Annotated in this window: 21 protein-coding genes; 10 read left to right on the top strand and 11 right to left on the bottom strand. The window is 42.9% G+C overall.

From position 1 onward, the window contains the following. Positions 1 to 127 precede the first annotated feature (127 nt). Both FBF83_RS07760 and FBF83_RS07755 read left to right on the top strand, forming a co-directional pair. A complete protein-coding gene (locus FBF83_RS07760) occupies positions 128 to 1585 on the top strand; it encodes an aldehyde dehydrogenase family protein (protein ID WP_136946599.1) in 1458 nt (485 codons plus the stop codon). Between the two features lie 324 nt (positions 1586 to 1909). Continuing rightward, a complete protein-coding gene (locus tag FBF83_RS07755; RefSeq protein ID WP_136946598.1) occupies positions 1910 to 2422 on the top strand; it encodes a GNAT family N-acetyltransferase in 513 nt (170 codons plus the stop codon). A 41-nt stretch (positions 2423 to 2463) separates the two neighbouring features. Here FBF83_RS07755 and FBF83_RS07750 read toward each other — a convergent pair whose 3' ends face one another. Then, positions 2464 to 2757: a DUF5327 family protein gene (locus FBF83_RS07750; protein ID WP_136946597.1), complete on the bottom strand. Its 294-nt coding sequence runs from the start codon at positions 2755 to 2757 to the stop codon at positions 2464 to 2466. 93 nt (positions 2758 to 2850) lie between these two features. Between FBF83_RS07750 and FBF83_RS07745 the strand changes: the two genes are divergently transcribed. Continuing rightward, positions 2851 to 3399 (top strand): beta-class carbonic anhydrase, encoded by a 549-nt coding sequence (locus FBF83_RS07745; protein WP_136946596.1) that lies wholly within the window; start codon positions 2851 to 2853, stop codon positions 3397 to 3399. Between the two features lie 43 nt (positions 3400 to 3442). Here FBF83_RS07745 and FBF83_RS07740 read toward each other — a convergent pair whose 3' ends face one another. After that, positions 3443 to 3964 carry a type 1 glutamine amidotransferase domain-containing protein gene (locus FBF83_RS07740; protein WP_136946595.1) on the bottom strand — a complete coding sequence of 174 codons (522 nt, stop codon included), beginning with the start codon at positions 3962 to 3964 and terminating at the stop codon, positions 3443 to 3445. Between the two features lie 225 nt (positions 3965 to 4189). Between FBF83_RS07740 and FBF83_RS07735 the strand changes: the two genes are divergently transcribed. Then, positions 4190 to 5011 carry a TerC family protein gene (locus FBF83_RS07735; protein WP_136946594.1) on the top strand — a complete coding sequence of 274 codons (822 nt, stop codon included), beginning with the start codon at positions 4190 to 4192 and terminating at the stop codon, positions 5009 to 5011. Positions 5012 to 5047: 36 nt separating this feature from the next. On the opposite strand, the gene FBF83_RS07730 is transcribed toward FBF83_RS07735, so the two are convergent. Then, on the bottom strand, positions 5048 to 5425 hold the full coding sequence (locus FBF83_RS07730) for a DUF1499 domain-containing protein (RefSeq protein WP_136946593.1): 378 nt from the start codon (positions 5423 to 5425) through the stop codon (positions 5048 to 5050). Positions 5426 to 5614: 189 nt separating this feature from the next. On the opposite strand from FBF83_RS07730, the gene FBF83_RS07725 reads away from it, so the two are divergent. Together FBF83_RS07725 and FBF83_RS07720 are read left to right on the top strand one after the other, a co-directional pair. After that, positions 5615 to 5962: a general stress protein gene (locus FBF83_RS07725; RefSeq protein WP_136946592.1), complete on the top strand. Its 348-nt coding sequence runs from the start codon at positions 5615 to 5617 to the stop codon at positions 5960 to 5962. A gap of 170 nt (positions 5963 to 6132) precedes the next feature. Further along, positions 6133 to 6324: a hypothetical protein gene (locus tag FBF83_RS07720; protein ID WP_136946591.1), complete on the top strand. Its 192-nt coding sequence runs from the start codon at positions 6133 to 6135 to the stop codon at positions 6322 to 6324. Between the two features lie 350 nt (positions 6325 to 6674). Here the strand turns inward: FBF83_RS07720 and fumC are convergent, their stop codons facing one another. The 5 genes from fumC to FBF83_RS07695 all read right to left on the bottom strand — a co-directional run bounded on the left by fumC (position 6675) and on the right by FBF83_RS07695 (position 11544). Next, on the bottom strand, positions 6675 to 8063 hold the full coding sequence (gene fumC, locus FBF83_RS07715; protein ID WP_136946590.1) for a class II fumarate hydratase: 1389 nt from the start codon (positions 8061 to 8063) through the stop codon (positions 6675 to 6677). A gap of 276 nt (positions 8064 to 8339) precedes the next feature. Then, the gene (locus FBF83_RS07710) at positions 8340 to 8897 is read right to left on the bottom strand and encodes a DUF1850 domain-containing protein (RefSeq protein WP_136946589.1); all 558 of its coding nucleotides are present in this window, start codon (positions 8895 to 8897) and stop codon (positions 8340 to 8342) included. A 40-nt stretch (positions 8898 to 8937) separates the two neighbouring features. Continuing rightward, positions 8938 to 9906 carry a TAXI family TRAP transporter solute-binding subunit gene (locus tag FBF83_RS07705; protein WP_136946588.1) on the bottom strand — a complete coding sequence of 323 codons (969 nt, stop codon included), beginning with the start codon at positions 9904 to 9906 and terminating at the stop codon, positions 8938 to 8940. A 214-nt stretch (positions 9907 to 10120) separates the two neighbouring features. Next, complete coding sequence (locus tag FBF83_RS07700) at positions 10121 to 10498, bottom strand: SLAP domain-containing protein (RefSeq protein ID WP_169525249.1); 378 nt, start codon at positions 10496 to 10498, stop codon at positions 10121 to 10123. A 2-nt stretch (positions 10499 to 10500) separates the two neighbouring features. Then, positions 10501 to 11544 carry an FUSC family protein gene (locus FBF83_RS07695; protein ID WP_136946586.1) on the bottom strand — a complete coding sequence of 348 codons (1044 nt, stop codon included), beginning with the start codon at positions 11542 to 11544 and terminating at the stop codon, positions 10501 to 10503. Positions 11545 to 11651: 107 nt separating this feature from the next. Here FBF83_RS07695 and FBF83_RS07690 point away from each other — a divergent pair, with 107 nt between their 5' ends. Further along, on the top strand, positions 11652 to 12287 hold the full coding sequence (locus FBF83_RS07690; protein ID WP_136946585.1) for a DUF429 domain-containing protein: 636 nt from the start codon (positions 11652 to 11654) through the stop codon (positions 12285 to 12287). A gap of 293 nt (positions 12288 to 12580) precedes the next feature. Here FBF83_RS07690 and FBF83_RS07685 read toward each other — a convergent pair whose 3' ends face one another. Genes FBF83_RS07685 through FBF83_RS07675 form a run of 3 tightly spaced genes read right to left on the bottom strand, consistent with a single transcriptional unit; the run spans position 12581 to position 14412 of the window. Next, a complete protein-coding gene (locus tag FBF83_RS07685; RefSeq protein ID WP_136946584.1) occupies positions 12581 to 12778 on the bottom strand; it encodes a hypothetical protein in 198 nt (65 codons plus the stop codon). A 54-nt stretch (positions 12779 to 12832) separates the two neighbouring features. Beyond that, positions 12833 to 13306, bottom strand: coding sequence for a glutathione peroxidase (locus tag FBF83_RS07680; RefSeq protein WP_136946583.1), 474 nt, complete (start codon positions 13304 to 13306; stop codon positions 12833 to 12835). Positions 13307 to 13365: 59 nt separating this feature from the next. After that, entirely contained in the window at positions 13366 to 14412 is a 1047-nt protein-coding gene (locus FBF83_RS07675; RefSeq protein WP_240688031.1) for a class I SAM-dependent methyltransferase, read from the bottom strand. Positions 14413 to 14572: 160 nt separating this feature from the next. Here FBF83_RS07675 and FBF83_RS07670 point away from each other — a divergent pair, with 160 nt between their 5' ends. The 3 genes from FBF83_RS07670 (at position 14573) to FBF83_RS07660 (ending at position 18831) form a co-directional block, all read left to right on the top strand. Beyond that, a complete protein-coding gene (locus FBF83_RS07670) occupies positions 14573 to 16312 on the top strand; it encodes a B12-binding domain-containing radical SAM protein (protein ID WP_136946582.1) in 1740 nt (579 codons plus the stop codon). Between the two features lie 130 nt (positions 16313 to 16442). Continuing rightward, positions 16443 to 17894: an amidase gene (locus tag FBF83_RS07665; RefSeq protein ID WP_240688030.1), complete on the top strand. Its 1452-nt coding sequence runs from the start codon at positions 16443 to 16445 to the stop codon at positions 17892 to 17894. A 28-nt stretch (positions 17895 to 17922) separates the two neighbouring features. After that, positions 17923 to 18831 carry a DMT family transporter gene (locus FBF83_RS07660; RefSeq protein WP_136946581.1) on the top strand — a complete coding sequence of 303 codons (909 nt, stop codon included), beginning with the start codon at positions 17923 to 17925 and terminating at the stop codon, positions 18829 to 18831. The last annotated feature ends 48 nt before the right edge of the window (positions 18832 to 18879 follow it).

The following is an 18879-nucleotide window of genomic DNA, read 5'->3' as shown; positions in this document are numbered from 1 at the left end:
TAGGGATTACTATCAATTTGTCCTTTCCGACCTTTTTGTATGTTGGAAAATCATTCTGCAGACCGTTATGTTTATTCCTCTAATGATCCGGGAACCTTCTTTAACATACATCAAAGGAGGATTATTCATGGCTAACACATATACAAAGCAATATATTGACGGCGAATGGGTTACGGGCTCGAGTAAGAAAACTGTAACAAATTATAATCCATTTTCCGGCGAGGAATTATTTACACTACAATCAGCATCTGAAGAAGATCTTGATCACGCATATAAAATCGCGAAAGAAGCTCAAAAATCTTGGGCTGAGACAACACCTGGCAAACGTCAGCAAATTCTTGATAAAGTTGCAGCGCTTATGACAGAACGCAAAGAAGAAATCATTGACTGGCTTGTAAAAGAGTCCGGTAGTACGAAGATCAAAGCAAATGTCGAATGGGCTGCAGCGGCTCGCGTCGTAAAAGAGTCTGCATCATTCCCATATCGCATGAAAGGTCAAATTGCACCTTCTGATACGCCTGGTAAAGAAAACCGCATTTACAAAAGTGCTAAAGGCGTTATCGGTGTTATTGGACCATGGAACTTCCCGCTTCACCTTTCCATGCGTTCGGTTGCACCAGCGATTGCAACAGGCAACTCAGTTGTGTTGAAACCTGCATCAGAGACACCTGTAACAGCTGGTTTCCTAATTGCTGAGTTATTTGAAGAAGCTGGTTTACCAAAAGGCGTGCTGAACGTTGTAGCAGGACGCGGATCTGAAATTGGCGATGCGTTTGTGACACATCCAATTCCGAAGTTGATCTCCTTCACAGGTTCAACTGAAGTTGGTCAGCATATCGGCGAGCTTGCAGGTAAAAACATTAAAGAAACAGCTCTTGAGCTAGGTGGTAACAACGTGTTTATCGTGATGGACGATGCTGATATTGATCAGGCCGCTGAATCTGCAGCATTCGGTAAATTCCTGCATCAGGGACAAATTTGCATGGCAATTAACCGCATTATCGTGCATGAAAGCATTCATGATGACTTCGTCGAAGCGTTTAAAGAAAAAGTCGCTTCGCTTCAAGTTGGTGATCCAGCTGACGCGAAAACAGCAGTCGGCCCACTTATTAACAAAGACGCTGTTGAGCGTATCCAAGATTCGCTTAACAAGTCTCTTGAACAAGGCGCAGAAAAAATTTATGGTGGCGAAGTTGAAGGCAACGTGATGCACCCTGTTATTCTCACAAACGTTACGAATGACATGCCAATTGCGAAAGACGAAATCTTCGGTGCCGTTGCACCAATTCTTAAATTCAGTACAGATGAAGAAGCGATTGAAATGGCGAATGCTTCTCAATATGGTCTTAGTGGTTCTGTTCACTCTCGCGATTTAAACTGCGGTGTTCAGATTGCTCATCAAATTGAAACAGGCATGGTTCACATTAACGACCAACCGGTTAACGATGAAGCACACATGGCATTCGGTGGAGAAAAGGAATCCGGTCTCGGTCGATTTGGCGGAGAATGGGCTCTTGATAAATTCACAACTGTGAAATGGATTTCTGTTCAGCAGGAACGCCGTCAATATCCGTTTTTCCAATGAGCATTCAGCCATTATAAGTAGTGGTTGATTTCCGCTCCAGATGCTCGCTTTCCGTGGGGCGGGCGCTGAGCCTCCTCGGCGCTTAAAAACGCGCCTGTGGGGTCTCACCTGTCCCGCTAGTCCCGCAGGAGTCGAGCATCTTACGCTCCAATCAGCTTAGTGTGGTTTTTATACAAAACCTCTATTTTCAACTGTATCGAAAATATCCTAACAATAAGCATTAACGCCCTCGTTCTGCGAGGGCTTTTCTTATGCTATTATCACTTTTGTTGCTTTTTATTTTCATTTTTGAAAAAATAAGAAGTGAAATGGGGTGGGACGTGCATGATTGAAATTCGTGAGGAAAACGTAGCTGACCATGAGGCGATTTCGACGATTTTAAGGGAAGCCTTTAACGGAGAGGATGAAGTTCAGCTTGTGAATGGAATTAGGGAATCAGAAGGCTTCATTCCTGAACTTGCGCTTGTTGCACTGCATAACCGCAGTGAACCCGTCGGATATATCCTTTTTAGCATAATTGAAATACATACAGAAAAAGGATCAATCCCTTCCCTAGCGCTTGCGCCAGTTGCTGTAGTACCTGAGTTGCAAAATGAAGGTGTTGGCAGTCTGCTTATAAAGGATGGCATGATGAGGGCAACATCTCTTGGCTACCGACATGTCGTTGTACTTGGTCATAAGGATTATTATCCGAAATTCGGTTTTGTTCCTGCTTCCGAAGAGAACATCACAGGACCGTTCAATGCAGGAGATTCATTCATGGTAAGAGAACTTAAGAAAGAGTCCTTGAAAGATGTGAGTGGAGAAGTTGTCTACCCTTCTGCTTTCGGCGTGTAGATTCTTGACACGAAAAAAGCCGCTTCATTAGCGGCTTCACGTTAGAAGTCAAAGATGGAGTCCTCGTTTGCATCATCTTCTTTCATCGGTTTCGAGGAAAGAGATTGCTGTTGAACTGGCGCCTGTGCGGGACGTGCCTGCTGTGCGAGGGGTTGAATCTGTCGCTTGGGCTTTGATTCCGATGCCTGTAGCAACATGTCACAATATGTTTTGATTGCAATCAGCTCTTCGCGAATCCCATCCACATCTGCATCATTTTCTTCAACATTATACGTTAGCTGTTTCATGCGAGAATTCATTTGATGAACCAGCTGATCAATTGGTATATCTTTCATGTCGGTAAACTCCTTTAATTGAAGGCTCTTTATCACAAGTGTACCAAATCAAAGCGTAAATGAACAAAATTATAAAAGGTAGGAGATTAAACAATGGATACACTTAACGAAGTACTAAAGTTTAACGAACAGTTTGTTGCGAACAAAGAGTACGAACCTTTCGAAACCACAGGTCTTCCTGATAAAAAAGTTGTGATTCTATCTTGTATGGATACACGTCTCGTTGAATTACTTCCACGTGCCATGAATTTAAAAAATGGTGATGTGAAAATCGTAAAGAATGCCGGTGCAGTCGTTAGCCACCCATTTGATAGCATTATGCGAAGCCTTCTTATTGCGGTTTATGAACTTCAAGCCGAAGAAGTATGGGTCATCGGACACCATGATTGTGGCAATGGGAAAGTAGATCCTGACAAATTGATCCATAAAATGGAGGAGCGCGTCACTGAAGAAGCGGTAGCATCCTTAGAACACGTTGGCATCGATCTTCACTCATGGCTTGAAGGTTTTAAAACCGTGTATGACGGCGTGAGTGATAGCGTATCAGTGATTCAAAACCACCCACTACTTCCAAAAAATACACCTGTTCACGGACTTGTTATTGACCCTGCTACTGGGAAATTAGAGCGAGTGACAGAATAAACAAAGCTCACTCCTTTCGCAGGAGTGAGCTTTTTAAAACTTATTACTTCGCCAAAACGTCAGCGAACGCTTTTCCGTATTGCGGAAGATCTGGTGGGCGACGAGCAGATACGAGGTGACCGTCTACAACGACTGGCTCATCAATCCACGTTGCACCGGCATTTTCCATATCGTCTCGGATGCCTGGCGTGCTTGTGACTTTCTTACCTTCAAGTACTTTTGCAGAAATCAGTACCCAACCTGCATGGCAAATTTGACCGATTGGCTTTTTGTTTTCTTCCATATGCTGCACCATTTTAAGAACAGACGGGAAACGGCGAATCTTATCAGGCGCCCAGCCTCCTGGTACAAGAATGGCGTCATAATCAGCTGGATCAATGTCGTCATACGCATAGTCAGCTACGACAGGCACACCGTATTTACCGATATACTTCTCGCCAGCTTTTTCACCAACGTAGTGAACGGTTGCTCCTTCTTCAATCAAGCGGTAATAAGGGTATGTGAGTTCAAGGTCTTCATATTCATGATGAACAAGACTAATTACTTTTTTATTGGATAAACGCATGTTACCACCTCCATGTTCTACGATATACCATTTTGTCGTGATTTCAAAACGTATGCGTTTCTTATTTTGTTTTATGGGTAAGAAATTGGTACCTATTCCATTTGCTACAGAATAGCGTAAAAAGCATTTAAATCCTGTACTGACAAGGGATTTAGCTCCCCCACTCTCTTCTAGTAAGGACATTTCAATTGGGGATACTACATAGTAATTAAAGGAGAGATACACATGGATGTTGGTCTTATACTGGAGTACGGCTGGGTGCTCCTCGTTCTCATTGGTCTTGAGGGTGTGCTTGCTGCAGACAATGCTCTCGTAATGGCGATTATGGTAAAGCATCTCGATCCAGCAAAGCGTAAAAAAGCGCTATTCTACGGATTGGGCGGGGCATTTGTATTTCGTTTTGGCTCCCTCTTTATCATTTCATTTCTTGTCGATATTTGGCAGGTACAAGCGATCGGGGCAATCTATCTCTTGTTCCTCAGCTTAAATCATATCGTTAAAAAATTTGTTCTTAGTGACCGTAAAAAAGATAAGCAGAAGAAAAAGCCAAATGAAGGTGCAGGATTTTGGACAACTGTATTAAAAGTTGAGCTTGCTGATATAGCGTTTGCTGTCGACTCCATTCTAGCTGCAGTGGCATTAGCACTCACACTTCCGACTACAAACCTCCCTAAAATCGGTGGGATGGACGGTGGTCAGTTTGGTGTAATCCTTACAGGTGGGATTATCGGTCTCATCATCATGCGTTTTGCCGCCAATTATTTTGTTAAGCTTCTTCATCGTAAACCAGGTTTGGAAACAGCAGCTTTCGTTATCGTTGGTTGGGTTGGTGTAAAGCTTGCCATCTATACCCTTGCTCACCCCAGTCTCGGTATTCTTGCAGAGGACTTTCCTAAAGAGCCTGTCTGGAAAATCACCTTCTGGGGTGTACTCGTTGCCATTGCTCTTGGAGGCTGGTTTCTTTCATCTGAACGAGACGAAGACGAACGGGAAGATGAAAATGAAGATACGCTTGAAGAAGAAGACGATGAAGCAGATGAGTTCTAAAAGCAATAGAACAGGTGCCGGAGCGGCACCTGTTCTTTATTTCTGGAAAGCTTCCTTAATTTCTTCCATACGCTTTTTATTAACGCCAAAGTCAGAATAACCTTTACGAGAGGCGGAGCGGAAATGAATGTGCTCGCCTGCTGTATCAATGTAAAATTCGATGTCATCTACAAATTTAAAAAACTTTGACTGTTCCTCCGCCCGTATGTAGTGCGTATCAGCTTCTACAATCTTCGTACGCTCTCGATTGGTTAGGATGCTTTTTAATTTAGTTAGCGCCTCTTCTGCAGTGCCTGTATACGGAATTGGTTCCATCTTATGCTTCTCATCCGTACTCTGGCTTAATACACAGTTCGGTTTATCTGGACAGGGAGCTAGTTTTCCCTGTTTAACACCTAGTTGTTCTGAACTCATTTCAATCGCCTCCTGAAATAATTGCTCTTCTTACGTTATACCCTTTCATGTTAGGTCTTGAACATATTATGGCTTACTTTTGTGAAATCAACAGCACATCGAAGTATTAATTTCTCGTTTAGAACGTTTTCTCAGCGTGTATAGTACATGTGAGATAACAAAAAGCAAATTTTTTAAGGAGGCCATACAATGAGTAGACCAGTAGTACGCGAATACCAAAACGACGAAAAGCTGAAAAGTGACATTGAGGAACTAGGCAACATCGGAGTATCAAAAGACGATATTTACGTGCTATCCCATGACGATGATCGCACTAAACGCGTCGCAGAAGGCGTTGATGCGAATACAATCGGCAAAGAGGAAATGGGACTCAGCAGCCTTAAGAATGTATTCAGTAAAAAAGGCGATGAACTGCGCGAAAAAATGCAGGAAATCGGCTTCTCAGAAGACGAATCAGAGCGCTATGAAGAAGAAATGGACAAAGGAAAAATATTCTTATTCGTAACAGATACGGATAAAGTAGCAGAATGGAAGTAATCAATTGCAGCAATAAGGAATGAGCAACGGGGGTCAGGCGCGAGCCTGCCCCCCTTTTCCATTCATTTAAAAATAAATACAAAAAAGAGGACAGATAGGGGTCTTCCCACTCTTTTTACTGCATATATTCGTAGGGCAATAAAAATTTTTCTTTCAAAGGGAGTGCTGATATGTTGGATCGAACATTGCTTTTCGTAGCCGCTATGATTGCTGGTTTTGCTTTGGTTCGTCTGTCTGAGGCTGATTCGTTCCTGTCTAGTCTCAATCCAGTCTTCGAAGTTGTTGGCTTTGTAGCAGCGCTATTATTTGCACTTGTCTTGATCTACAAAGGCGTCATGGCTATTTTACCTCGGAAAGCGTAAGCGCTTTCCACTCCTGAAAGAAAAGCGTAAGTAGCCCGTTAAGATCCGTAGGGTGTTGGAGCTCTATAGAATGAGACGCTTTTTGTCTCAATCTATAGAGTGAAACAGCCGGAGGATTTGGGCTACTGCAGCTAGACACGAAAAGCGTAAGTAGCCCGTTTAAATCCGCAGGATGTTGGAATCCTTTTGAATGAGACGTTCTTTGTCTCAATCAAAAGGATGAAACAGCCGGAGGATTTGGGCTACTGCAGCTAGACACGAAAAGCGTAAGCGGTCCGTTTAAATCCGCAGGATTTGGACCGCTGCAGCTGGACAGAAAAAGCGGGATCGCAGCGATCCCGCTTTTTGCATTATTCTTTTGGTGCAATCATGTCTTCCGGACGAACGATTTCATCGAACTGCTCCGCCGTTAATAAGCCGCTCTCAAGAGCCGATTCGCGAAGCGTTGTGCCGTCCTCGTGCGCTTTCTTCGCGATTTTCGCCGCATTTTCATAACCAATGTGCGGGTTAAGTGCTGTTACAAGCATTAATGAATTCTTCAAGTAACCTTGAATGACTTCTTCGTTTGGCTCAATGCCAACTGCACAGTTATCGTTAAATGACTTCATACCGTCTGCAAGTAAACGAGAAGACTGCAAGAAGTTATAAATGATAACTGGTTTAAATACGTTCAATTCAAAGTTCCCCTGACTTGCTGAGAAACCGATTGTAGCATCATTCCCCATCACCTGTGCGACAACCATTGTTAGCGCCTCACTCTGTGTTGGGTTCACTTTCCCTGGCATAATGGAGCTTCCTGGTTCGTTAGCAGGAATGTTCAATTCGCCAATACCACAGCGTGGTCCACTTGCAAGCCAGCGTACATCGTTAGCAATTTTCATTAGATCTGCTGCCAACGCTTTAAGAACACCATGAACATGAACCACTTCATCGTGACTTGTAAGTGCATGGAATTTATTCTCCGCTGATGCAAATGTCTTGTCTGTCATTTTGCTAATTTCTTCAGCAACCATGTCACCGAATTTCGGATGTGCGTTCAGTCCAGTACCAACTGCTGTACCACCGATTGCAAGCTCCTTCATGTATTTCACACTTTCTAGTAGCATGCTTTCGCACTTCACAAGCATACGGTGCCAGCCGCTGATTTCCTGACCGAGCGTAAGTGGCGTTGCATCTTGAAGATGCGTACGGCCAATTTTAATAATATGATCATAATCCTGCATTTTTTGATAAAGCGTTTCTTTCAATTCAATAAGTGCTGGATAGAGATGGTCTTCAACAGATAGGACTGCAGCAACGTGCAGGGCTGTTGGGAACGTATCGTTAGAAGACTGAGATTTATTCACATCATCGTTCGGATGAATGCGCGCTTCGCTTCCTTGTTCTTGTAGAAGTTCATTCGCTCGATAAGCGATTACTTCGTTCATATTCATGTTAGACTGCGTACCGCTTCCGGTTTGCCATACTACGAGCGGAAAATGCTCATTATGCTCGCCGTTAATTACTTCATCCGCTGCTTTCACAATGGCGTCTGCTTTCACATCTTCAAGCTTTCCAAGACGTTGGTTCGCAAGTGCTGCGCCCTTCTTCAGCATCGCAAATGCTTTCACAACCTCAAGCGGCATTTGTTCGTTACCGATCTTGAAATTCTGTTTACTACGCTGCGTTTGAGCACCCCACATTTTATCTGCTGGTACTTTGATTTCTCCAATTGTGTCTCGTTCAATACGATAATCCATTGTGATCCTCCTTCAAAGTATAAGCTAACAGGTTCCACTTCGATAAAAAGCAGTGAAGTCCTTTATCTTAAAATAATTTCTATTAATGACGACGCTTACATCATATCACACTCTTCTTCGACCTGGAATCCGCATGCAGCATCGTTTTTTCTCATAGAAAAAGCCACCCACTATTGTGAGCAACTCGAGTCTTAAACATTAGCTAGTTCTTTCCTCTCGCCACCATTTCCTGAACTTTAAATACTCCAAAAATCGCTATATACAACTGAAAGACGGTTATTGTTCAAGAACATTAACTCCTTTCATCCACTGCCATAAGCTAATCGATGCTGACTCTAGATGCACCCTTGAGCCAGGTTTAATAAACGTACTTAGTTCAATTTCTTTACCCTGCACAAGAAGAATATGGTTTGCGACAACCTTACCTGTTCTAAGATCAATGGAGGGAAATTGTCGATTCATATCTTTAATCTTATAACCCTCCTCATCTTGTACAAATCGCTCACCTTCCCCTGCATTTGAAGGCATTCCGACACCAAACGTTTCATAGGCTAGTTCATACTGCACGATTTCCCCTGACTGAGCAATATAATACGACTCCTGCACAGGTGTTTTATGAACGGAATGGGTGTAGCGAATATCAAAACTAGAAGGGTCATCTTCGAATGGCATATAAGCAATAACCTTCCCCGATTCTCCATTTTCAACAGCCATGACTGGAAAGAAAGGGTACATAAAGATAATTAGAATGAGCACAAGTGCTACACTGATCTGAAAGAAAAATTGTTTTGTGGAATTAGAAGAGTTCATAGTAAGAAGACGCGGGATTTTCACCTGCGTCCATCACATCCTTTTCTAAGAGATTCTTGATGCGTTACTCGATCCCTTTTTCATCAAAGTACTTTTTCGCTCCTGGATGAAGATCAATCCCAACACCTTCTAGAGCGGTGTCAGCTGTGATAAATTCACCCTTTGCATGCGTAATTTTATTTGAGTTATCAAAAATCGCCTTCGTCATTTGATACACATAATCCTCATCTAGATTTGAGCGTGCTACTAGCATTGCGAGAACTGCAACTGTTTTAACATCACTTTCGAGGCCATATGTCCCACTCTTAATTGTCTCTTCAGCATAGTAAGGATATTTTTCAACTAGCTCAGAGATTTTATTATCTTCAATTGGAAGGATCTTTACAGGCTTAATAGCTGATAGTCCTTCTAGTGCACCTGTTGGCGTTCCAGATGTAATAAAGGCAGCATCAATCGTACCTTCTTGAATACCTTCAGTTAATTCATCAAATGCAAGGTGTTGGGCATCTATGCCTTCCATTGCAATACCATGAATTTCTAGCACTTGTTCTGCGTTCGCATATGTTCCACTACTAGGAGCACCAACTGATACTTTCTTACCTTTTAGATCAGCTACTGAGGAAATGCCACTTTCCATGAGTGTGACGATTTGAATGGTTTCAGGGTAAAGCGTTCCAATCGCCTGAATGTTATCCATTTTGCCATCTTCAAACATTAATTCACCTTTTGTGGCATATGCTGCGATATCTGTTTGGGTAAAAGCAATATCACCTTCTCCATCTTGGAGAATTTGCATGTTTTCAACAGACGCGCCAGTAGACTCGGCATTCGCATTCTCGATGTCTGTTTCATCTTGGATAATAGTAGCAAGCTCACCACCGAGTGGGAAATATGTTCCACCTGTTCCACCTGTTAGTAAACTGAGCTCTGAAGGTGATCCATCTGCTTCTTCGTCTGATCCCCCACAAGCTCCAATTACCATCACTAGTGATAGTACAGCTACGAATAATCTAAGTAGTCTTTTCTTTCCCATGCCAACTCCCCACCTCAATAATTAGAAAATTTCAAATTCACTATACCATATTGCTCCTATAAATGGTACAAGCCGTTGGAACAGAAAGAATTGCTAGTATCTGTTATAAAACAAAAAACACCCACATTTCTACTCCTTTCGTTTTAATTCGACTAACCCAACGGTGTGGAATACTGTCGAACAAAAGAGAAAATCAGTTGAATGCAGATGTTTTTTACTTATGATCGTTTTGTAGTGAAATTTCCCAATGCTGAAGAGATGGAGGCCGAATAAACGAGTTAGGGTGAAAAATAAACGTCCACGGAACAGCTGTGTGAGAAGGAACAAGGAGATCATGTGTGAAACGACCCTCAGCCACTAAATCTTCCTGTTCCTTGTAATATAGCAAGCGATTTTGTAATCGCCAGTCGTCCTTCCCATTTAGAATGCAAACAGATGCAAGTACGCATCCTTGATGGTTGAATGCAGCCCTAACCGGAATAAACTCTAATCTCCCTTCTTGTATAGGATTCTGTTCGTAAACGGATTGGAACATTTTCCGATCACTTGGAGCAATTGTCTTGTCCCATTTCTCCTCAAATAATAAGGTCAACGCTATCTCTCCCTTTTGCTGTATCGATCTTCTTTCTCTTCCAACGTGTAGAGGTCATCAATCACATCATTTAAAGAGAGAAGTTCAAAAATAATAATCATTTTTCCAGTAAAATGATGCCGTGGCTCATCCACTTCTGTTCGCTCATTATCGAGTCGATGAAACAACTCGTCCAACTTCTCGATACTCTCTAAATGCTTTTGTGTAAGTTGGTTGGACGGTTTATGAAATGCTCTTGAAATCGAATGACCCGCCTCACAAATAATGCGATGGTCTTCTTCATCCATGCCTTTTCTTGTATCTGTAAACAACATATTGCCCAGGTGATAAAGGATTTTCTGCAAGTATTCGAGCTTCTTTAGGACGACGGAAAAGCTACGAACGTCATGCATGCTGTGTCTCCGGTACTTCCATTCCTCTCGCTGGTAGGAGATTAATTTATACGTCCGTTCAAGATCTCGACTTAAACGTTGATATACAAGCGTCTGTTTTCTAGCATGCGGTAAATCTGCAATAATTTGCTCAAGTAAATCACCTGCATTGTGGTAAAGTCGCTCGACACTCTCGTTAATCATCGTATGAAATTTGGGGGGCATCACGAAATAGTTTACAGCCGTTGAGACAACAATTCCGATTAACGTTGTGCTGAGACGAAAGACAAATGAAGACATGTAATCTCCCGATGTATCCGGGATCATCGCTACTGCAGTAAGCGTTGCAACAAGCATACCGTCATCAAAACCAAGCTTGTGGCAAGCAATAAGTGTGAAGGTCGCGGCTAGCGCGTATGTGAAAGGAGATTGATGAAGAAAGGATTCAAACAACATGGCAAACCCGGCACCGATTGCGGCGGCTGGAAAACGTACGATTCCTTTTTTGATGGAATCTGATGCCGTTGGCTCAACTGTTACAATGGCCGTAATGACCGCAAATAGAACAGGTAGCCCAAGCGCATCACAAATCCAGGCCGTCAAAAAAGCTGCCAGACCTGTCTTCAGAATTCTTCCGCCTACAAATTTAAATACTTTCTGTTTCAGTTCCACCATAGTTATCAGTCCGTTTCTATTCTTTCATTATAACGTACGTATCGGGTTTACATGAACCCGTTTTCAACTTAATGTGTACTCAAAAAAACTCTGAAGGAGAAATCTGTATGACCATATATGTAGGTATTGACCTATCCGGCCCGTCCAATACAAAAGAAACGTCTATCGCCTTATTTAAAGGAGATGACTCCCACCTTACGTTCCAGCAAATCGTTAATGGTGTAACAGATGAGGAGATTTATGAGCTGTTACAAGAGCAAACAGACTCAGTCGTCATCGGCATTGATGCGCCGCTCTCCTATCAACCTGGCGGAGGAGATCGGAAAGCCGATCGTGCTCTAAGGAAAGAAATTATCGCAAAAGGAATGAAAAGCGGATCGATAATGACCCCTACCATGACGCGAATGGTTTACTTAACGCTACGAGGAATTACGCTTTCAAGAGGCTTATCAACCACAACCTCTGCTAGCATTGTTGAAGTTCATCCAGGAGCTGCAGTTGGTTTACGTTCGCCGGACCTATCTTCTGTCTTAACCTATAAATTAGAAATTGATCCTCGTCACAACCTTAAAGCGTTTCTCGAAAAAGACGGTGTTAAAGACATACCAACTGATGTGCTTCAATCGTCCCACTCCTTCGATGCCTGTCTCGCTGCTTATGCCGCATGGAAATGGAAACAAGACAAATCTGAATTTCTCTATCCTGCCGAGCCTCCTTTTCACCCATTTCCAGTTAGTTGTTGAAAGGTTCTTTTCTCAAAAATTGTCGCTATATGAGTGGGTTAATTTCCGCTCCAGGATGCTCGCTTTCCGCGGGGCGGGCGCTGAGCCTCCTCGGCACGCTTGGGCGTGCCTGTGGGGTCTCACCTGTCCCGCTAGTCCCGCAGGAGTCGAGCATCCTTCCGCTCCAATCAGCTAAGTGTAACCTCTCATACGAAAAATTCTTTTAAAAGATTTTTCTATAGAAAACCTCAAATCATAGCTAATTGAAGCGGAAATTCACCACAGAAAACACCATAGAAAAAAGACCCTGTGCACTAGCTGCGCAGGGTTTTTTGATCTAAGACTTTTGGAACGATGCCGCGAACGACGATGTATAGTAGACTTATAAAAAATGCTGTGATTGCCATTGCAAATGAAGGAAACACATCCCATTCCCGGTCCATGTTCCAGCCACTGAACATCGCTCCTAGAAACGTGCCAATCATATAGCAAAACGGAATCCACCATTTCATTTCGAGATCACCTCAAAAATGATATACCCCGTTTCGACAACATTCGAACCTTTTTTAGAGCATTCCTTCAATCTCTTTTTTAATAGACGATGGTTCTGTTTTCGGCTCAAAGCGCTTGATGACTTGACCATTTTGATCAATCAAAAACTTCGTAAAGTTCCATGGAATATCTTCATGTGGCACGTTAGGTGCTTCGTTCGTTAAGTACTTGTACAAAGGATGTGCGTCTTCTCCATTCACGTCCACTTTCGCGAACATTGGAAAGCTTACACCATAATTAATCGAACAAAACTCTTCAATTTCTTCCTCTGATCCAGGTTCTTGAGCACCGAACTGATTACAAGGGAATCCAAGAATTTCAAAAGGCTTATCTTCAAAAGACGTATATAATTCTTGGAGCCCCTCATACTGTGGCGTTAAACCACATTTACTAGCCGTATTCACAATGAGAAGAACCTTCCCACTGTATTCAGATAACGGAACCTCTTTTCCTTGAAGCGTTTCTGCAGTAAATGAATGGACACTCATCAAATCCCTCCTATTGATCACTTCACCCCACTTTTACCATAGTTAGAATCGGAAGGCTACTAACGCGCTCTTGCGATAATGCCATTGTGCACTTTAATAAACCCATGCCTGACAATATCCAAACCGTTCTCATAGGCATATAGACCCATCTGCCGGATATCCATTAATTCACGATACGTATGGTTCATCATATCGGCCATCACGTAATAATAGATTCTCGATTTCATTTGATTCCGTGGTGTGGTCATAATTACATAACCATCATCCTTCACGAATTTTCGATGCCACTCTAGTATGGCTGGCTTGTGCTCATCAGGCACATGTTCAAGTAAGCCTACGCTCAACACAATATCAAACTCTTTATGAAAATCGAGATCGCGGATATCTTTTACAAGATACGTAATGTTCATTTGATCTTTGTACCATACCTTTGGAGCGCCCGTTTGGGGATTCGTGCCAAGGAATGGATATGTGTTCGGAAAATGCGCAAAACGATCCGTCTTACAAAAAGCATCATAATCAACCATGACAACTTCTCCACCAGGATACATAGCGTGTAATTGCATAGCTTCATATCCTTCAGCCGCACCGAGAAAAAGAATACGAGGATTTTTCACGTCCAGTCCATCAAAAAGGGCTCGTTTTCCACGCGGATCCCAAATGCCATCTTCAATACGGTGAACGTAGTTCCAGAGTGATAGTCGCGCCATTTCTCCAAGTCCTTGCTTAATATCACGAAGATGAAAACCTTTGAAACTATCTTTTATCGATGACTTCAAGCGCTGCTGCTCGGCAGGTACGTCCTGCATAAATAGATTATGAAAAGAACGATTGAAATACTCCCAGGATGTTTTAACAGGCATGTCCTGCTCATGCTCTCTTTCCCAATCTTTCCTTTCCTTCGCAAGCTTCTTTACTTCAAACGGCCTACCAATCTCTTTCCATGACAGCTGCGACCAGTCACTCACGACGTTGGCGTTCAGAAATCGATCCAACTGTTCGTTTCTTGCATTTCGTAGATCAACCCGATAACTTGGCAAAAGTGCAGTATACTCGAAGTCCTGTTCTGAAAAAGGATGTTCCGGCGTTATTGAAGCAAGTTCCACTTGAGTCACTCCCTGCTTTTTTCATCTATTCTCTCACGTAAGCGTTTTCATTTCAAATATTTTCCGAATAATCAGATTGTAAGTTCCTTATTCTGTAACTGATTAAATTTTCCTGAAGATGATATAATGAAGGAATTAACGATGCAGGAGTTGGAAAAGAATGAAGATTGTTGTTAGTACGCTAAATGCGAAGTTTATCCACACGTGTCTCGCGTTGCGTTACTTAAAAGCATCCGCTGCCCCTGAGTATGACGTCAAGATGGCAGAATATACGATTAAAGATCCTCTTATGAATATTGTAAGTGATCTTCATAGCATGAAAGCAGATGTGATTGGATTTAGCTGCTACATCTGGAATATTGAAGAGACGATTCCGGTTATTGAAATGCTGAAGAAAGTAAATCCGTCATTAACCATTGTACTCGGTGGGCCAGAAGTTTCATATGATGTGTATGAGTGGCTCGACCGCATTCCACAGGCCGACTATATTGTAATGGGTGAAGGCGAAGAAACGTTCAAACATCTGCTTCAGTCTATTGAAGCAGGAGATACCGAACATGTAAAAGGCATTGCTTACCGTAAAGAAGGCGTCAATCATATTAATCCACCAGCGCCAAAGCTCAGCTTAAGTGAGATTCCTTCTCCTTTCCGATTTGAAGAAGATCTTTCCGATCTCGGGCGTCGTGTTACCTATGTTGAAACAAGTCGCGGCTGTCCTTATTCCTGTCAATTCTGCCTTTCCTCTATTGAAGTGGGTGTCAGGTATTTCCCAGCCGAACGCATGAAGGAAGAACTTCGGTATTTAATGGATAATGGAGCCAAAACAATCAAGTTCGTCGATCGAACATTCAATATTCGAAGAAACTATGCGATTGATATGTTTCAATTCTTAATTGATGAGCATCGACCAGGATGCGTATTTCAATTTGAAATTACAGCTGACATAATGCGTCCAGAAGTACTCGAATTTCTTAACCGTGAAGCACCAACAGGACTTTTCCGATTCGAGATTGGGATTCAATCCACAAATGATGAGACGAACGAGCTTGTGATGCGAAAGCAGAACTTCGAGAAACTCGCACGTACTGTCACAATGGTGAAAGAAGGCGGAAAGATTGACCAGCATCTTGATTTAATTGCAGGTCTTCCTGAAGAAGATTACAATTCGTTCCGTAAAACGTTCAACGATGTCTTCTCTTTCCGACCAGAAGAGCTACAGCTTGGATTTCTTAAAATGCTTCGTGGTACAGGTGTCCGTCTAAGCGCTGAAAAGCATGGCTACCTTTATATGGATAACGCCCCATATGAAATCCTCGGAAATAACGTTCTATCGTTTGATGACGTTATTCGCATTAAACAGGTAGAAGATGTGCTTGAGAAATACTGGAACGACCATCGAATGGATACAACGATTGAATATTTAGTAACAACAGTCTTTCCATCTCCTTTTGACTTTTTCCAGGAGTTCGGAAGCTACTGGGAAGGAAAAGGCTGGTCACGGATCGGACACCAGCTCGAAGACCTTTTCCGTCGCCTTGCTGCTTTTATTAGCCTGCATGCGCCTGACCATTTGAATCACGTCACAACATTGATGAAAATTGATTATCTTTCTAAATCGAAAAAGAAGCCGCGTACTGTTTGGTGGAGCGACCGTCTTCCGAAAGAGGAAGAAATCCCTTTGTTAAAACTGATTAGCGAAAATCCGCTCCTGCTTGGCGAAGCTTATCAAGCGCTAAACCTATCAGAACGCGATCTCCATAAGCACACTGTCATTGATGTTCTACCAAGCGCTGAAGAACCTAATCAAAAAAATATTTTACTTGTTTACTATCATCCGAAAACAGATGAGCGTGAAGTATTCTACGGCCCGCTTCCTTCAGAATCTTCGGTTGTCCTGTAAGGAAATGAGGCATTTCGTTTATCACGAAGTGCCTTTTCTCTTTCTTCCTATAAAGGATTCTGATGCTTAAGGCCGAATAGATTAACTAACCGATGTCGGAGGATAGGCCGACAAAATATGGAGGGATAGCATGACACTAGTAGAAATGGATGCCCTGTCCCTGTCGAAGAAGATTTCCAATCGAGAAATTTCATCGTACCATGCTGTTAAAACGTATATTGAACACCTTAACACGATTAATCCTGTCCTAAACTGTCTTGTTGAGAACCGCTTTGAAGCTGCCTTAGAAGAAGCAAGAAAAGCTGATTATACCCTTACAACCCAAGAAGCTAAAGGTCGCTTGTTTGGTGTTCCAATCAGTGTAAAAGAGTGTTTTCATGTTGAGAATATGACCACAACGGGTGGGCTTAGCTACCGCGCAGGCTCGCGTGAGAAAAAAGATGCAGAAGTGATCAGACGTCTTCGAGCAGAAGGAGCGATCATACTCGGTAAAACGAATACTCCTGCACTTTGTTTCTGTCAGGAAACAGATAATAAACATTACGGGAGAACGAATAACCCGTGGGATATTACGAGAACAGCCGGCGGCTCAAGTGGCGGAGAAGGCTCGCTGATTGCAGCAGGCGGTGCCGCCGTTGGAATCGGAGCAGATATTGGTGGTTCAATTCGCTTCCCCGCACATTTTAACGGCGTAGTCGGATTTAAATCAGGAAATCGCCAGGTATCGCAGGAAGGGAATTTTCCATATGTCGATAAACCAGAGCAGGAGCGCATGCTTGGCATTGGAGCTATGAGCAAATCCGTTCAAGATGCTAGGCTGATCAACGAGATTATTGCTCATGAAACGCCACCTGATCGAACCCTTTCAGATTTTAAGATTGTCTATCCCCTTCCACACCATCGTTTTCCGATTAACCGTGAGACGTATCAATTGATTACGAGGATAAGAGATACATTTGATGGGGAACTCGCTGAAGAACAAGCGAACCCACCATTTTTTAATGAAGCTGCCTTAATGTGGCAGCAAATGATGTCCATCGATGGTGGAGCCGATATGGCAAAGCTTATGTTAGACAATGACAAGGCGAGTCCATTTGGGGAGTTCATGAAAGAGAAGTTCTTCCGAAACTCTGATGTCCACCCTTATCTTTCATGGGCATTAATTGGGGCTAGACTTTTTAAACCAACGCAAAAGCAAATTAACCAGATCCATGCTGCTCTAAAGCGTGGAGATGATATTCTAGAAGACTATCTAGACGATCGCATATTAATTATGCCTGTCTACCATTCGCCAGCTCCAGTTCACGGTCAACTCTATCAAGAGCTTTTTTCGATACGGAAAACGTTTCTGCATTACATGCCAAATGTAGCGTATGCCAATGTATGGGGACTTCCCTCCCTTGTTGTTCCTGTTGGAACGAGTAAAGAGGGGCTACCGATCGGTGTGCAGCTTGTCAGTCGTGTCGGCAATGAGGAAGCTCTCTTTCAATTCGGTGAGCAGCTTGAGAAACGCGTTGGCGGGTATAACCGCTGTACTACACACGATGAAGCCCAGGAACAAGCTGAGCCTGAATTGGTTTAACGAGTCACAATGGAGGAATGAATAAGAGTTGTCTACTGAACAAAACACGAAACCATACGTAGCCATTATCATCGCTGTTCTTTTCGTATCAACATCAGCCGTTTTCGTGAAGCTAGCTTCTGCACCTGCTTCGATCATTGCTATGTATCGTCTTCTGATCGCGATTTTGATTATGCTACCAATTGTTTTCATTAAGTATAGAAAATCATTTAAAGCCATTAAAGGAACAGACTGGGGATATGGAAGTCTCGCAGGCGTGAGCCTCGCATTTCATTTCATTCTCTGGTTCGAATCACTGAATTACACTTCTGTCGCTAGTTCAGTCGTTCTTGTTACCCTACAGCCGCTCTTTGCATTTGTCGGTACGTATTTCTTTTTCAAAGAAAAACTCACCCTTCCCGCGATTGCAGGAGGGGTAACGGCTGTTGCGGGATCAATCGTGATTAGCTGGGGGGATTTTCAATTAAACGGGATAGCACTGTTGGGTGACCTTCTCGCTCTAACAGCATGTGCGACGGTAACCGGCTATCTCTTATTCGGTCAGAATATCCGAAAGAGGCTAGACCTGATTCCATACACGTTCATCGTCTATGGAATTGCTGCTGTGACACTCGTACTCTATAATCTGATCTTGCGCTATCCTTTTGTTTCATATCCTGCTACTGACTGGATGTATTTCATCCTACTGGCACTCTTCCCTACTCTTCTAGGCCATTCGCTCTTAAACTGGGCAGTGAAATGGGTAAGCGTGAACGTTATTTCGATGAGCATCCTTTTTGAGCCAATCGGAGCAAGTCTCCTTGCCTATTTCATTCTTGGAGAGACACTCCATAGGATGCAGTGGATTGGAGGAGGCATCATCTTAGTAGGGTTATATCTCTTCATTCGAAGCTACCGTCGCAAACCAGCGAACATAAATAAAAAGCGTGCCCTCTAGGGTACGCTTTTTCATTCGACATCATTCGAGCTAAATCGGGTGGTGCCT

This window comes from Guptibacillus hwajinpoensis, assembly GCF_005144865.1.
GTDB lineage: Bacteria > Bacillota > Bacilli > Bacillales > Guptibacillaceae > Guptibacillus > Guptibacillus hwajinpoensis_A.
The sequence above is the reverse complement of the archived record's forward strand: the minus strand, read 5'-3'. Positions and strand labels throughout refer to the sequence as shown.

What these genes read in the sequence shown, in the direction of transcription:
- FBF83_RS07760 (WP_136946599.1), top strand. Translation starts at nt 128, where the DNA reads ATGGCTAACACATATACAAAGCAATATATTGACGGCGAATGGGTTACG.
- FBF83_RS07755 (WP_136946598.1), top strand. Translation starts at nt 1,910, where the DNA reads ATGATTGAAATTCGTGAGGAAAACGTAGCTGACCATGAGGCGATTTCG.
- FBF83_RS07750 (WP_136946597.1), bottom strand. Translation starts at nt 2,757, where the DNA reads ATGAAAGATATACCAATTGATCAGCTGGTTCATCAAATGAATTCTCGC.
- FBF83_RS07745 (WP_136946596.1), top strand. Translation starts at nt 2,851, where the DNA reads ATGGATACACTTAACGAAGTACTAAAGTTTAACGAACAGTTTGTTGCG.
- FBF83_RS07740 (WP_136946595.1), bottom strand. Translation starts at nt 3,964, where the DNA reads ATGCGTTTATCCAATAAAAAAGTAATTAGTCTTGTTCATCATGAATAT.
- FBF83_RS07735 (WP_136946594.1), top strand. Translation starts at nt 4,190, where the DNA reads ATGGATGTTGGTCTTATACTGGAGTACGGCTGGGTGCTCCTCGTTCTC.
- FBF83_RS07730 (WP_136946593.1), bottom strand. Translation starts at nt 5,425, where the DNA reads ATGAGTTCAGAACAACTAGGTGTTAAACAGGGAAAACTAGCTCCCTGT.
- FBF83_RS07725 (WP_136946592.1), top strand. Translation starts at nt 5,615, where the DNA reads ATGAGTAGACCAGTAGTACGCGAATACCAAAACGACGAAAAGCTGAAA.
- FBF83_RS07720 (WP_136946591.1), top strand. Translation starts at nt 6,133, where the DNA reads ATGTTGGATCGAACATTGCTTTTCGTAGCCGCTATGATTGCTGGTTTT.
- fumC (WP_136946590.1), bottom strand. Translation starts at nt 8,063, where the DNA reads ATGGATTATCGTATTGAACGAGACACAATTGGAGAAATCAAAGTACCA.
- FBF83_RS07705 (WP_136946588.1), bottom strand. Translation starts at nt 9,906, where the DNA reads ATGGGAAAGAAAAGACTACTTAGATTATTCGTAGCTGTACTATCACTA.
- FBF83_RS07695 (WP_136946586.1), bottom strand. Translation starts at nt 11,544, where the DNA reads ATGGTGGAACTGAAACAGAAAGTATTTAAATTTGTAGGCGGAAGAATT.
- FBF83_RS07690 (WP_136946585.1), top strand. Translation starts at nt 11,652, where the DNA reads ATGACCATATATGTAGGTATTGACCTATCCGGCCCGTCCAATACAAAA.
- FBF83_RS07685 (WP_136946584.1), bottom strand. Translation starts at nt 12,778, where the DNA reads ATGAAATGGTGGATTCCGTTTTGCTATATGATTGGCACGTTTCTAGGA.
- FBF83_RS07680 (WP_136946583.1), bottom strand. Translation starts at nt 13,306, where the DNA reads ATGAGTGTCCATTCATTTACTGCAGAAACGCTTCAAGGAAAAGAGGTT.
- FBF83_RS07670 (WP_136946582.1), top strand. Translation starts at nt 14,573, where the DNA reads ATGAAGATTGTTGTTAGTACGCTAAATGCGAAGTTTATCCACACGTGT.
- FBF83_RS07665 (WP_240688030.1), top strand. Translation starts at nt 16,443, where the DNA reads ATGACACTAGTAGAAATGGATGCCCTGTCCCTGTCGAAGAAGATTTCC.